This is a genomic window from Streptomyces bobili, from assembly GCF_002154575.1.
In the GTDB taxonomy this organism is placed as follows: Bacteria; Actinomycetota; Actinomycetes; order Streptomycetales; family Streptomycetaceae; genus Streptomyces; species Streptomyces bobili.
The window spans coordinates 1-13,663 of sequence record NZ_MUBA01000152.1; the positions used below are offsets into that span (position 1 = coordinate 1).

General features: G+C 70.4%; 15 protein-coding genes. 5 read left to right on the forward strand and 10 right to left on the reverse strand.

The annotated features are described in order from the left end of the window. Positions 1–589 (forward strand): SDR family oxidoreductase (locus BZL64_RS13515; RefSeq protein ID WP_107430287.1); only part of this gene is annotated, 589 nt, incomplete at its 5' end. Between the two features lie 81 nt (positions 590–670). On the opposite strand, the gene BZL64_RS13520 is transcribed toward BZL64_RS13515, so the two are convergent. Further along, positions 671–1,591, reverse strand: a complete 921-nt coding sequence (locus BZL64_RS13520; protein ID WP_086769427.1) for an amidohydrolase family protein — start codon at positions 1,589–1,591, stop codon at positions 671–673. A 95-nt stretch (positions 1,592–1,686) separates the two neighbouring features. Continuing rightward, complete coding sequence (locus BZL64_RS13525; protein WP_086769440.1) at positions 1,687–2,079, reverse strand: DUF2267 domain-containing protein; 393 nt, start codon at positions 2,077–2,079, stop codon at positions 1,687–1,689. A 221-nt stretch (positions 2,080–2,300) separates the two neighbouring features. Here BZL64_RS13525 and polX point away from each other — a divergent pair, with 221 nt between their 5' ends. Further along, positions 2,301–4,094: a DNA polymerase/3'-5' exonuclease PolX gene (gene polX / locus BZL64_RS13530; RefSeq protein WP_086769428.1), complete on the forward strand. Its 1,794-nt coding sequence runs from the start codon at positions 2,301–2,303 to the stop codon at positions 4,092–4,094. A 76-nt stretch (positions 4,095–4,170) separates the two neighbouring features. Beyond that, positions 4,171–4,596, forward strand: a complete 426-nt coding sequence (locus BZL64_RS13535) for a CBS domain-containing protein (protein ID WP_086769429.1) — start codon at positions 4,171–4,173, stop codon at positions 4,594–4,596. A 61-nt stretch (positions 4,597–4,657) separates the two neighbouring features. Here BZL64_RS13535 and BZL64_RS13540 read toward each other — a convergent pair whose 3' ends face one another. Beyond that, positions 4,658–5,044 (reverse strand): DUF2267 domain-containing protein, encoded by a 387-nt coding sequence (locus tag BZL64_RS13540; protein WP_086769430.1) that lies wholly within the window; start codon positions 5,042–5,044, stop codon positions 4,658–4,660. Positions 5,045–5,118: 74 nt separating this feature from the next. After that, positions 5,119–5,301 carry a PPC domain-containing DNA-binding protein gene (locus BZL64_RS13545; RefSeq protein WP_086769431.1) on the reverse strand — a complete coding sequence of 61 codons (183 nt, stop codon included), beginning with the start codon at positions 5,299–5,301 and terminating at the stop codon, positions 5,119–5,121. A gap of 324 nt (positions 5,302–5,625) precedes the next feature. Here BZL64_RS13545 and BZL64_RS13550 point away from each other — a divergent pair, with 324 nt between their 5' ends. After that, entirely contained in the window at positions 5,626–6,042 is a 417-nt protein-coding gene (locus BZL64_RS13550; RefSeq protein WP_158101528.1) for an SseB family protein, read from the forward strand. A gap of 34 nt (positions 6,043–6,076) precedes the next feature. On the opposite strand, the gene BZL64_RS13555 is transcribed toward BZL64_RS13550, so the two are convergent. Next, complete coding sequence (locus BZL64_RS13555; RefSeq protein WP_086769433.1) at positions 6,077–6,967, reverse strand: LLM class flavin-dependent oxidoreductase; 891 nt, start codon at positions 6,965–6,967, stop codon at positions 6,077–6,079. 22 nt (positions 6,968–6,989) lie between these two features. Continuing rightward, a complete protein-coding gene (locus BZL64_RS13560; protein ID WP_086769434.1) occupies positions 6,990–8,009 on the reverse strand; it encodes an aldo/keto reductase in 1,020 nt (339 codons plus the stop codon). A gap of 98 nt (positions 8,010–8,107) precedes the next feature. Between BZL64_RS13560 and BZL64_RS13565 the strand changes: the two genes are divergently transcribed. Next, a complete protein-coding gene (locus BZL64_RS13565) occupies positions 8,108–9,340 on the forward strand; it encodes a right-handed parallel beta-helix repeat-containing protein (protein WP_086769435.1) in 1,233 nt (410 codons plus the stop codon). Positions 9,341–9,350: 10 nt separating this feature from the next. Here the strand turns inward: BZL64_RS13565 and lepB are convergent, their stop codons facing one another. The 4 genes from lepB to BZL64_RS13585 all read right to left on the reverse strand — a co-directional run bounded on the left by lepB (position 9,351) and on the right by BZL64_RS13585 (position 13,123). Further along, positions 9,351–10,130 (reverse strand): signal peptidase I, encoded by a 780-nt coding sequence (gene lepB / locus BZL64_RS13570; RefSeq protein WP_086769436.1) that lies wholly within the window; start codon positions 10,128–10,130, stop codon positions 9,351–9,353. Positions 10,131–10,347: 217 nt separating this feature from the next. Further along, entirely contained in the window at positions 10,348–11,373 is a 1,026-nt protein-coding gene (locus BZL64_RS13575; RefSeq protein WP_086769437.1) for an alcohol dehydrogenase, read from the reverse strand. Positions 11,374–11,641: 268 nt separating this feature from the next. Next, positions 11,642–12,688 carry an SPFH domain-containing protein gene (locus BZL64_RS13580; RefSeq protein WP_086769438.1) on the reverse strand — a complete coding sequence of 349 codons (1,047 nt, stop codon included), beginning with the start codon at positions 12,686–12,688 and terminating at the stop codon, positions 11,642–11,644. Between the two features lie 3 nt (positions 12,689–12,691). Then, entirely contained in the window at positions 12,692–13,123 is a 432-nt protein-coding gene (locus tag BZL64_RS13585; RefSeq protein WP_086769439.1) for an NfeD family protein, read from the reverse strand. Between the last annotated feature and the right edge of the window lie 540 nt (positions 13,124–13,663).

Consider the following 13,663-nt stretch of genomic DNA (forward strand, 5'->3'; position numbering starts at 1 on the left):
GATCACCGCGGCGGGCGGCCGGGCGATCGCGGTCGGCGGTGACATCGCCGACGAGAACGCCATGGCGGAGGCTTTCGACGCCGTCGAGCGGGAGTACGGCGGCATCGACGTCGTCGTCAACACGGCGGGCATCATGCTGCTCTCGCCGATCGCCACCCTGGACCTGGACGACCTGGACAGAATGCACCGCACCAACATCCGCGGCACCTTCGTGGTCTCCCAGCAGGCGGCCCGGCGGATCCGCGCGGGAGGCGCCGTCATCAACTTCTCGACCTCGGTCACCCGCCTGCGGTTCCCGGCCTACGGCGCCTACGCGGCGAGCAAGGCCGCGGTCGAGGCCATGACCCTCGTCCTGGCCCGCGAACTGCGCGGCAAGGACATCACCGTCAACGCCGTGGCCCCCGGCCCCACCGCCACGTCCCTCTTCCTGGACGGCAAGGACCAGGCCACGATCGAGAACCTGTCCCAGGCGGCGCCGCTGGAGCGCCTGGGCACGCCCGAGGACATCGCCGAGACCGTCGCCTTCCTCGCGGGCCCCGCCCGCTGGATCAACGGACAGGTCCTGTACGCCAACGGCGGCCTGGCCTGACCGCCTGGCGCGGCCCCGTCCTGCCGGGGACCACGGGTCCTACCGGGGACCACGGTCCTGCGGGGCCGGATCCGGTGCCCCCTACAGCCCGAAGAGTCGCGCCCCGTTCTCGTAACACACCCCGCGCAACCACTCGTCACCCAGCCCGAGCCGCTCCAGGGCGTCGAGCTGATGGACGTAGGGATACGGGATGTTGGGGAAGTCGGACCCCAGAAGGATGCGATCCCCCAGATCGGCGAGCCGGCCGAACTCCCTCGCCGGGAAGGGGCTGAGCCGCTCGCTGAAGTCCGTGAACGCCATGGTCGTGTCGAGGCGGACCTCGGGGTAGCGCTCGGCCAGGTCCAGGAAGTCGGTGTACTCCGGCATCCCCATGTGCGCCACGACCAGAGGCAGGCGCGGATGCCGGGCGAGCAGCCGCCCCACCGGCTCCGGTCCGGTGTGTTTGCCCGGAGCGGGACCCGAACCGCAGTGCATGACGACGGGCACTCCCGCCTCGGCCAGCATGCCCCACACCGGATCGAGCAGCTCGTGCGTCGGGTCGTACGCCCCCACCTGTACATGGGACTTGAACACGCGCGCCCCCGCCTCGACCGCCGCGCGCACGTACTCCGCGACTCCTTCCTCGGGGAAGAGCGTGGCCGTGTGCAGGCAGTCGGGCGTGCGGGCCGCGAAGCCGGCGGCCCACTCGTTCAGCCAGGCCGCCATGCCGGCCTTGTGCGGATAGAGCATGGCGGTGAACGCGCGCACCCCGAACTGCCGTAGCAGCGCGACCCGTTCGTCCTCCTCGTGCCGATAGGTGATGCCCCACTCGATGCCGGTCATCGGGCCGACGGCGTCGAAGTACTCCCAGACCTTGCGCAGGACCCGTTCCGGCATGAAGTGCGTGTGTACGTCGATGAGTCCGGGGACACCGATACGCCGCCGGAACCTCTCGACAGCCTCCACCTCACCCACAGGCCCATTCCTCCCGCCGTCACGCCACACGAGGCCGCTGCTGGGCATAGGCCCGTTCCTCAGGAAACCCAAGGTAACCGCTGTGCCTCGCCGAGGGCCGTCCGGGTCGGTGTCATGGACTTGGGCGACGGAAGGAGCGACGGTCAGTCCGCCAGGTCGGCCTTGCCGAACAGGACGGCGTAGCTGGAGGGGAGCTGACTGACGACCTGGTTCAGTTCGCCGCCGGAGACCGCGTCGGCCACGGTGCACAGCACGGCGCTCGCGTCCCACTGGGCGGTACGCGGCCGGGCTCCGGTGCGCTCGGCCACCCGGCGGTAGAACTCCTCGATGCCGAAGTTCTCCGCCTGCTCGCGCTCCACCGCGGTCAGTTTCTGCCCGAGCGGGGCCGGCAGCTGCGAGGCGAGATCCTTCACCTCGCCGGGGCTGATCCGTTCCGACAGAACATCGAGTACCTGTTCGGTGATCTGCTGGGCTTCGTCCTGGCTGGTGTACTCGCCGCGCTCCCGCACACGGGCGAGGAATTCGTCGCGTTTCATGGTCACCTCGCTTCTCCGTACCGTGCCCGACACGGGCTCTGCCGTCGGCTCCGAGCCCGGGTACCCAGGCCGTCTCCACAGTCACGGGCACGGGCACGGTTCACCGCATGGCGGCGACAGGCACTGTTCAGAGCCGCGCGGCGACGGGACCGTGGGACGGCGGGGGCACATCGGGCCGGCCGGCCGGGTTTGCCCCCCGCTCCCCTGCCTACCCTGGTGGTGTGGCTCGGTCCAACGACGAGGTCGCCGCGCTGTTCCAGGAGTACGCGGACCTGATCTCGATCACCGGCGGAGACGCGTTCAAGGCACGCGTCTACGAGAAGGCGGCCCGTGCGATCGGCGGTCACCACGCCGCTGTCGACAAGCTCGACGCGAAGGGCCTCCAGGAGATCCCGGGCGTCGGGAAGTCGATCGCCGAGAAGGTGGTCGAGTACTTCCGCGAGGGCAGCGTGTCCGCCGTGGAGGAGCTGCGCGCGAAGATCCCGGCCGGTGTCCGGCAGCTGACCGCCATCCCCACACTCGGCCCGAAGAAGGCGCTGGTGCTCCACGAGGAGCTGGGCATCTCCTCCGTCGAGGAGCTGGCCGACGCCATCCACGCGGAGCGGCTGCGCGATCTCAAGGGGTTCGGGCCCAGGACGGAGGAGAACATCCTCCACGGCATCGAACTCCTGCAGTCCTCCGGGGACCGGGTCCTGCTCGACGTGGCCCTCGATCTGGCCGAGGACACCGTCGCCGCGCTGTCCGGGGTGACCGGCTGCCGACGGTGCGCGTACGCCGGATCGCTGCGCCGCTTCCGGGAGACGATCGGCGACATCGACGTCCTCGTGGCGGCGGACAGGCCGACGCCCCTCATGCGCGCCTTCACCGAGCTGCCGTACGTCACGGAGGTCATCGCCCAGGGCGAGAAGAAGACGTCCGTGCGCACGAGCAGAGGGCTGGCGATCGATCTGCGGGTGGTGCCGCCGGACTCGTGGGGTGCCGCGCTGCTGTACTTCACCGGCTCCAAGGCGCACAACATCCGTATCCGCGAGATCGCCGTGCACCAGGGGCTGAAGCTCTCCGAGTACGGTCTGTTCGACGCCGAGAGCGGCGAAAGGATCGTCTCCGCCACGGAGGAGGACGTCTACGCCCGCCTCGGCCTGCCATGGATCGAGCCCGCACTGCGCGAGGACCGCGGCGAGATCGAGGCCGGGCAGCGCGACGAACTGCCCGACCTGGTCACCGAGTCCGGCATCCGGGGCGACCTGCACACCCACACCGACCTCACCGACGGACTCGCCCCGCTGGAGGACATGGTCCGGGCGGCGGCGGAGCGCGGCTACGCCTACTACGCGATCACCGACCACGGGCCTGACCTCTCCATGCAGCGCATGACCGACGAACGGATGCTGGCCCAGCGCGACCGGGTACGGGCGCTGGAGCGCACGTTCGGCAAGCGGGGCGGCATGCGCCTTCTGCACGGCGCGGAGCTGAACGTCGACCCCGACGGCGGCGTGGACTGGTCCGGTGACTTCCTGGCCGGCTTCGACCTGTGCGTGGCCTCGGTGCACTCGCACTTCGACCAGGGCCGCGAGGCGCTGACCCGCCGCCTCGTGCGGGCCTGCGAGAACCCGTACGTCAATGTCATCGGCCATCCCACCACGCGCATCCTCGGCAAGAGGCCAGGCATCGACGCCGACTTCGACGAGGTCTTCGCCGCCTGTGCCCGCACCGGTACGGCCCTGGAGGTCAACGCCCACCCCGACCGGCTCGACCTGCGCGACGAGGACATCCTGCGGGCCAGGCGGCACGGCGTGAAGTTCGCGATCGACAGCGACGCCCACTCCCTCCTCCACCTGTCCCACATGCGGTACGGCGTCGGTACGGCGCAGCGCGGCTGGCTCACCGAGGAGGACGTGATCAACACCTGGCCGTACACGCGGCTGCGACGCTTCCTGGACAAGGGCGGCCGGGGGCGGCGGCACTCCGCGGCGGGACGGGACGGCTCGGACGGGATCAGCCTGAACCAGCCCTGACGCGCCGGTTTGCCGTCGCCGGTGTGGGTTACGCGGGCGGTGCCATGCGCCGCCGACGCAGGACCCGGAGGTTCTCATGACCAGGCAGATACGCGACGTGATGTCGCCCGGCACGGCCGCCGTCGAACCCATGACCACCGTGGCACGCGCCGCCCGTCTGATGCGCGAGCAGGACATCGGCGATGTCCTGGTGACGTACGACTGTGACCTGTTCGGCGTGCTCACCGACCGGGACATCGTGATCCGGGCCGTCGCCGAGGGTCTCGACCCGGCCGTGACGACGGTCGGCGCGGTGTGCACCCGCCCGCCGGTGGTGACCCTGGCGCCGGACGACACCACGGATCACGCGATCGAGCTGATGCGGCGGCACGCCGTGCGCCGCCTCCCGGTCGTCGAGCGCGGCGGCTGCCCGGTCGGGATCGTCAGCCTCGGCGACCTCGCCGTCACCGAGGACTCGCACGCGGCCATGGTCGGCGTCAGCGAGGCCGCCCCGAACCGCTGACCCGAACACCGCTGCCCGTTCCGTCGGCCGCGTTTCCTCGGCGCACCTCAGCGCGTGGTCGTCAGGTGAGTTCGGGGCGGCCGAGGAGCGCCGCGTAGCCGACCGGCAGCTGACTGAGCAGCTTGTTCAGCTCGCCGCCCGACACGGTGTCCGCGAGGGTGGTGAGCACCACTTCGGCGTGCCGGTGGGCGGTGTCCTCGTCGTCGGCCGCCGCGCGGGCGACCTGGTGGACGAACTCCTGCACGCCCCAGGTCCGTCCGGTGTTTCCCACCCGGGTGACGAACCGGCCGATCTGCAGAGGCAGTTGATCCGCGAGGTGGTCGGCCACGGCCGGCTGCAGACGGTCACCGAGGGTGCTCAGGACGGCCTCGCTGACACGGGCCGCCTCGGCGTTGTCGGCGTACCCGCCCTGCTCCCGCACAGCGGCCAGGAATTCCGTGTACGTCATGAGTCGCTCCCCGGTGCCGCTCCGTGCGGCAGGTTGATCAGGGCCGGCACGGCGTGCGGATGTGAGGTCGGCCCTTACTCGCCGACGGCGACGTCCCCGAGCAGCGACAGCACCTCGCACTGCTCGTCGACCGCGGTCCGCCGGTGGTCCTTCGCGTCGCGGGCGAATCCGGTGAGCGCGGCGACCGCCTCCTCCCCCGGGTCCAGGACCACCACGTGGGCCGCGTCCGGGGAGTCCTGCACCTGCTGCCACTTCATGCGCGGCCGGGTACCCGTGGCCGATGGCGTCAACCGCCGTACGGCCGCGGGCGACCCCGCCCACGCCCGTCACCGGGAACACGCGTCCCGTCCACCGGCCGGACGGGACGGAGACCTGCCGTCCGAGGCCCCCGACGGTGTCCCGCCGGTGCCCGTCCGGTGCCCGCCAGTGCCCGTCCGCCCTCGACACCGGCCGACTCCTGTTGCGCACGAGGACGCCGCATGGGCGGATCCAGCCACGGGTACCGGGAGGGTGAAGGCACGCGCCGCCCGGCGCACCCGGCGGTCCGGGCGGTCCGGCTGGGGCCACGATGGGGTGAAGCGATGCGCGACGACAGCATCCCCGACGAACTGCTCGTGGCAGCCGCCCAGGAAGCCCTGCGCGACCTCAACCGCACGCCCGACAACCGGGCCGTGCTGGACACGCTCGTCGCCTGCGACATCCTGGTTCCGGAGCCGGTCGAGTTCGTCGCCCGCCATTCCCCGGAGGACGGCCGGCTGACCCTCCCGGTGATCGACGATCCGCCGCAGCCCCATACGGTTCCCGTCTTCACGTCGGTGGAGCGCATGCTCCAGACACTGCCCGACATACGCCTCGGCCATCAGGTGCAGCTCGGCCTGCTGGCGGCCAACTGGCCCACCGACGAGGAACTGGCGCTCGCCATCGACCTCGGCCACCCGGACGCCGTGATCTTCGCCGGGCCGGAGGTGCACAACCTGCTCGTGCCCCCCTGGCGATGACCCGGCCCGGTCCGGCCGGTCCGGCCGAAGGTCCCTAGGCGTGTTGATCACGAGGGCTGATCAGCTCGTCCGTGACCCACCGGGCGACGTCGGCGGGATACGGCGCCGGCAGCCCGAGGACGATGTGCCGGAAGCCGGCGTCGGTCGCCTCGCCGATCGCGCCGCGGGTGAGGCCGGGACGGTCGTAGGAGACGGGGAGGTGGATCGAGCGGGTGACCGAGGCGGGATCGCGGCCGATCTCGGTGCAGTAGCGGTCCAGCAGTGCGCTGCGGCGGACGACGTCGTCGATGTCGCCGCCGGGGATGTTCCACACGTCGGCATGGGCGGCGGCCACGCGCAGCGTCGCCGACGAGCGTCCGCCGATGAGGATCGGCGGGTGCGGGCGCTGGACGGGTTTCGGGTTGCCGAACGCTCCGGTGAGGTGATGGTGGGTGCCGTGGAAGTCGAAGGGTTCCTGCTCGGTCCACAGCCGCCGGATCACCGTGCACGCCTCGTCGAGGCTCGCCACGGCGTGCGGAGCGTCGTGGAAGGGCAGGCCGTGCGCGTCGTACTCGCGCCGGGCGAGGGGGTGGCCGGGTCGTGAACCGGCGCCGATGCCGAACTCGAGCCGTCCGCCGGAGACGATGTCGACGGTCGTGGCGATCTTGGCCAGCATCGCGGGCGGCCGGAACCGGTTGCTGGTCACCAGCACGCCGAGCCGCAGTCGTCGGGTGTGGGCGGCAAGGGCGGAGAGCAGCGTCCAGCTCTCGTAGGCCGGTCCGTCCGGGTCTCCGCCGATCGGCATGAGGTGGTCGAACAGCCAGGCGTGCTCGATCTCGGGGATCGTGTCCGCCTCGCGCCAGACCCGGAGGACGTCTTGATGGTCGACCTGCATGGGGGCGGTCATGATCCCGAAACTCGGCCGGCGTTGGGACAGGTACGGCATGGAGTAGGGGTCCTTCCGGGTGTCAGCGGCGCCGCAGAGCCGGGTCGAGCAGCGCGGGCGGGGTGTCGAACTTCTCGTGGGCGGCCAGGTCGGTGCCGGGGGCGACGACGGCGTCGATCGCGTCGAGAACGTCGGCGGAGAGCACGGTGTCCGCGGCGGCGAGTTGCGCGTGCAGGTGGTCGAGTGTGCGGGGACCGATGAGGGCGCTGGTCACCGCGGGATGCGCGGTCACGAAGCCGAGCGCGAGCTGGATCATGGTCAGTCCGGCGTCATCGGCGACCTGTGCCAGTTGCTCGACGGCATCGAGCCTGGCCCGGTTGGCCGGGACGGTGAGGTCGAAGCGTTGCGGCATGAACGTCGAGCGGCTGGTGGTGATCTCCCGGCCCGCGCGGACCGCGCCCGACAGCCAGCCCGAGGCCAGCGGGCTCCACACCAGCACGCCGAGCCCGTACTGCTCGGTCACGGGAAGCACATGGCTCTCGATCCCACGCTGAAGGACGGAGTAGCTGGGCTGTTCGGTGACGTAACGTCCCAGGTGATGCTCGCGCGCGGCCCACTGGGCCTGCACGATGCGGTGGGCGGGAAACGTCGAGGAACCGAAGTAGCGGATCTTTCCCGCGCGTTGGAGGTCGGTCAACGCGGACAGCGTCTCCTCGTCACTGGTGGTCGGGTCCCAGCGGTGCATCTGGTAGAGATCGACGTGGTCGACTCCGAGACGGCGCAGGCTGTCGTCCAGCGCGGTGACCAGCCAACGGCGCGAGCTGCCACGGTGGTTGCGCTCGTCACCCAGCGGCATGGTGGCCTTCGTCGCCAGCACGATGTCGTCGCGGCGGCCGGCGATGGCCTTGCCGACCATCTCCTCGGACTCGCCGTCGCTGTACATGTCGGCGGTGTCGATGAGGTTGATCCCGGCGTCGAGGGCGGCGTCGACGATGGCGGTGGCCTCGGCCTGGGTGGTGCGGCCGATCGCGCCGAAGTTCATCGCGCCGAGCGCGAGGGAGCTGACCTGTACACCGGTGTGGCCCAGGGTGCGGTACTGCATGACGGTGTCTCCTTGACGTACAAGGAGCAGCCCTCCTACCGTCACCATCCAGAAAGCGCTTTCCCCTCCCGTGCAGAGCCGCATCCTGGAGACGAACCATGCGCCTGAAACCCGCCATCCTGTCGACCGGCCTCACCGGCCTCCTGACCGGCCTCGTCCTCCTGCCCTCCGCGGGCGCTGCTTACGCCGCACCCCCGGCGCCGCACCCCGTCGCGGACGGCGGTCAGCTCCTGGCCGCCGAGCTGTACGTGGCCGCCACCGGCAGCGACAGCAACCCGGGCACGATCACCGCCCCGTTGAAGACGATCCAGCGCGCGGTGGACCTGGCACAGGCGGGAACCACGATCCAGGTCCGCGGCGGAACCTACGCGCCGAGCACCAACATCCAGCTCCTCAAGAGCGGCACGGCCGACCAGCCCATCACCCTGCGCGGCTACAACAACGAGCGCGTTGTCATCGACGGCGAGAACATGCCGTACACGCCGGGTGCGGTCGGCTCGAGCATCCCCCGCGCCGGACGCGGCGCGGTCCACATCGAGGGCGAGCACTGGCGGTTGTCGGGCCTGGAGATCATCCACGGCCCCTACGGCGTGTTCGGCGTGGACACCAGCTCCAACGTCTTCGACCGCCTCGTCACCCGAGACAACTACGAATCCGGTTTCCACCTCCAGGGGGCCTCCAGCAACAACCAGATCCTCAATCTGGACAGTTACGGCAACCGTGACCCGCGAAAGAACGGTGAGAGCGCCGACGGCCTGGCCATCAAGGAAGGCTCCGGCAGCGGCAACGTGCTGCGCGGCGCCCGGCTGTGGAACAACGCGGACGACGGCCTGGACTTCTGGATGTTCGACAACTCGCCCATCCTCGTGGAGAACACCCTCGCCTGGGGCAACGGGTTCAACCGGTGGAACCTGCCCGACTACCAGGGAGACGGCAACGGCTTCAAGATGGGCGGCAACGCGGTGGCCGCCGCCCACACCGTGCGCAACAGCATGGCCTGGGACAATTCCGCGGGCGGCTTCGTCGACAACAACAACCCGGGCGCCATGAAGATCGAGCGCTGCACCGCGTGGGACAACGGGAAGACCGGCTTCGCCTTCAACCGCTCCTCCAGCACGCTGACCAAGAACCTCGCGGTGGCCAACGCCACGAACGCCTCGCTGGGCTCGACCTCCGCCGGTAATGGCAACTCGTGGGATCTCGGGGGCACCTGGTCACTCGCCAGTACGAACCCGGGCACGATCACGGGGACCAGGACAGCCGCCGGCGCCATCCCCTCCTCCACGTTCCTGCGTCCCGGCAACGGGGCGGACGTCGGCGCACGGTTCTGAACGGCAGGCCCTAACGGTCCAGCCCGTTCCCGTCGAAGGTGTCGGGAACGGGCAGCGTGTCCCAGCGGGTGATCGGCCAGGCCTTCACGACGGCACGTCCGACGACTTCACCGACCGGAACCATGCCCTGATGCCTGTCGTTCCGGTGGTACCGCGAGTCGCTCGACGCCTGGCGGTGGTCACCCATGACCCAGATGTAGTCGCGCGGGACCTCGACCTTGAACCGGCCGCCGGCGTCATCGCTGCACGGCGTGTCGCCGGCGTGGACGTACGGCTCGTCCAGCGGTCGGCCGTTGACCTTCAGCGGGCCGGTACCGGTGCACTCGACCGTGTCTCCGCCGATCCCGATCACGCGCTTGATCAGGTCCTTCTCCTCGACCGAGGGCATCAGCCCGATCCAGCCGAGGAAGGTCTGTGCGGCGTTCGGCTCGCGTGTCGACACGCCTTTCAGCCACTCGTCCGGGTCATGGAAGACGACGACCTCTCCGCGCTCGGGCTCGGAGCCGAACCACGGGGTGAGCTTGTCGACCAGGACACGGTCGCCCTTCTGGAGGGTGTTCTGCATCGATTCCGAAGGGATCGAGAACGCCTGCACCAGGAAGGTCTTGATCAGCAGCGCCAGCACGAGGGCGATGCCGACCAGGATGGGCAGCTCCGCCCAGAAGGAACGCCGTCTCTTCGGCTTGGGGGCCGCGGCACTGTCGCCGGCCGCTACGGCCGCCGACACCCCGCGCCCGCCGTCCTCCTCGCCGTTCTGTCCGGAACGTGCGCCAACCGCGGCATCCCCCACGCCAACTCCCTGTTCCGTGCCGCTCCCCGCCCGGCACTCGGCGCAGGCCCATCACTCCCCTGACGAGCGGGAGTTCCGCAGGTCTCGGGAGCTGAGCCATCGCCTTCGGATCTTCGGGGGCAAGCCTATGCGACGCCGCGAAATCCGCTTTCGCGTGTGCGGCACGCACCTCAGGACGGTCCGTCAGGGCCGTGGTGAGCACCCTCAGGACGGTCCGTCAGGCCGTGGTGAGCACCATACGGAAGCGGGCGGAGCCGGAGAGCATCCTCTGATAGGCCTCGCCGGCCTCGCTCAGCGGCAGGGTCTCCACCACCGGACGGATCCCGTGGAGGGCGCTGAACGCCATGGTGTCCTGCACGTCCTGTGCGGTACCCGACGGATGACCGCTCACCGTCCGGCCGCGCATGATCAGCTGGACGGGGCTGATGCCCAGGGGCTCGGACGTTGCCCCGATGACCACGAGTTCGCCTCGGTGCGTCAGGCCGTCGACCGTGGCCGCGATGGCGTCGGAGTTGCCGGCCGTGGCCAGGACGACCTTGGCCCCTCCCAGGGACTGAAGGGATTCGGCGACCGACCTGGATCCCGTGCTGTCGACATAGTGATGTGCCCCGAGCCGCTCGGCGAACTCGGCCTTCTCGGGCCCGCGGGCGATGGCCACGGTCTCGAAGCCCATGGCCGCCGCGTACTGCACCCCCAGGTGGCCTAGACCGCCGATGCCCAGGACGGCCACCAGGTCACCCGGCCGGGCCGCACTGCGCCGCAGCCCGTTGTAGGTCGTGACACCCGCGCAGGCCATGGGTCCCGCGTCGGTCGCCTTGAGGGCCTCGGGGATCCGGGCGAGCGCGTCGACGGGAGCGATCATCGTCTCCGCGAAGCCACCGTCGTAGGCCCAGCCGGGAACCTTGAGCGTGTCACAGACGATGAAGTCGCCCTGTCGGCAGGGCGTGCAGTGACCGCAACTGCCTCCGAACCAGCCCACGGTCACCCGGTCCCCGACGTTCCAGTCACTGCCGCCGGCGCCCTCACCGAGTTCCTCGATGCGCCCGGCGACCTCGTGGCCCGGGACCAGCGGGAACCGCACTCCGGGCATGCCGCCGCTCACGAAGAAGTCGTCGCTGTGGCAGATTCCGCACGCTTCGACGGCCAGCCGTACGTGGCCGGGGCCGGGCCGGGGCACCTCCCGCTCGACGAGGGAGAACGGCCCGCTCGGGACGGCGACCTGCGCGACTCGATAGGTGTCCATGAGGATCTCCGGAATCGGGAACGGTGGACGGGGAACGGGGAATCGGTGCCCGACGCGACGGGCGGCCGTATGCCCCAGCCGTCGTCCCCGAGTCACTGGTCGGGGGCCGGGAGGGCGCTCTCCGCCCGACAGTCGCCTCCTCGCGGCGTCCGGCTTCCCGGAGCCGTCCGGCCTCCTGACGCCGTCCGGCGCGAGAGCACGTCCATCCCACCACCGCACGGTCGGCCCGGCAACACGTACCGGCCGGGCCCCCGCGTCGAGAGGCTGGTCACCGGCTTCCGGGGCTCCCGTCGTCCGGGAGCGCCCTGGGGGTGACGGCGTCGGCCTTGGCCGCGTCGGCCAGGGCCTCGGCAGCCGCTTCCGCGGCCTGCGCGGCGTCGCTGGCGGCCTGGGCCGCCCCGTCGTCGGAGACCTTCGCGCGCGTGGCCGGCGACTGGGGCAGCACCTCGCTGAACGCCCGTGACACGTCGGCGAGTGCGGTGGTGATCTCGCTGGGGATCACCCAGAAGTTGTTGCCCGGCCCCTGCGCGAGCTGCGGCAGCGCCTGGAGGTACTGGTAGGCGAGCAGTTTGGGGTCGGGATCGTTGCGGTGCACGGCCTGGAACACCTCGTCGATGGCCCGCGACTGCCCTTCGGCCTGGAGGATCGCGGCCGTACGGTTGCCCTCCGCGCGCAGGACAGCGGCCTGCTTGTCGCCTTCGGCGGTGAGGATCTGCGACTGGCGTTGCCCCTCGGCCCCGAGGATCGCGGCCCGCTTGTCCCGCTCGGCCCGCATCTGCTTCTGCATCGCGTCCTTGATGGACTGGGGCGGGTCGATGGCCTTGATCTCCACCCGGTTGACCCTGAGCCCCCATTTCCCTGTGGCCTCGTCGAGCACGCCGCGGAGCTGGCTGTTGATGGTGTCGCGTGAGGTGAGGGTCTTTTCCAGGTCCATGGAACCCACCACGTTGCGCAAAGTGGTGACGGTGAGCTGTTCGACCGCCTGGAGGAAGTTGGCGATCTCGTAGAAAGCCGCCCGCGGATCGGTTACCTGGAAATACAGCACGGTGTCGATCTCGACCACCAGATTGTCCTCGGTGATCACCGGCTGCGGTTTGAAGGAGACGACCTGTTCGCGGAGGTCGATCACCGGATACACACGGTCGATGAAAGGGATCACGAGGCTCAGGCCGGGTTTCAGCGTCCGGTGGTAGCGGCCGAGCCGTTCGACATTGCGGGCTCGCGCCTGGGGCACGATGCGAACGGCCCTCACCACGGTGAAGACCGCGATCAGCGCGACGATGAGGCCGGCGATGAGGAACGCCGAAGCTTCCATGGTTCACTCCCGGGGGTAGACGAGTGCGGTGGTGCCGCTGATCTCCATCACATCCACGGCCGTTCCAGGGGGAATCACCAACGTCTCGTCATAGGCTCGCGCCGTCCATTCCTCGCCCTCGATCCGGACTCTGCCACCGAATCCGGTCACTTCCGAAACGACATAGGCGGACTTGCCGATCAACGCGTCTATGCCGAATCGCTCCGTTTGAGGCTGCAACACGTGCCGCAACGCAATGGGGCGCACAAATATCACGCTGAGAGTGGCAACGACGGTGAACACCAGGAATTGGAGGGGCACCGGCAGTCCCAGGGCCGCGGTCCCGGCCGTGACCAGTGCGGCCCCGCCGAGCATGCCCAGCGCGGCGGTGAGCGTGAAGATCTCCGCCACGGCGAAGACCCCCGCGACGGTCAACCAGAGCAGCCAGGGATCCATAGGTGCCCCCTCCCGAGGACGCGAGCACGCGAAGGAATCACACCGTCCGCGGTCAACGGTACGGGGCATCGGCCACCCGGCGAAGGCACGCGAGGCACACCGACGGACCACACCGCCGCACCGCCACCCGGGCGACTGCTTCACGGTCCCTCATGGGGAGACCTTTACCCATCCCCGTACCCGGAAAATCGACCTGCCCGTCGCACAGAACGTTTCCCGGCCGATCGGCAGGCCGCCACGCTTCGTCGCTGTGCCTCGTTCGCGGCTGGCGGCCCTGGGGGTCCCGTCGACGGCCCTGGTTCCCCACTCACCGCGCAGGCGACGCCGGCTGCGGTCGTGGTTCGCACGCGCGGAGCCTGACCGGTGAAGTCGGTGAAGGCCCGTCCGGTCCGCAGGCCCCCGTCCGGCCCTCGGCTATGCGTGACCGCCCCGCTCGCGCTCGCCGCGCCGCAGCGCTCGACGCTGCTTTCCCGGCAGGGTGGCGGCCAGCTCTCCCACGACGGAGACGTCGTGGGACTCCCCGCCGCCCCGGCACCACCA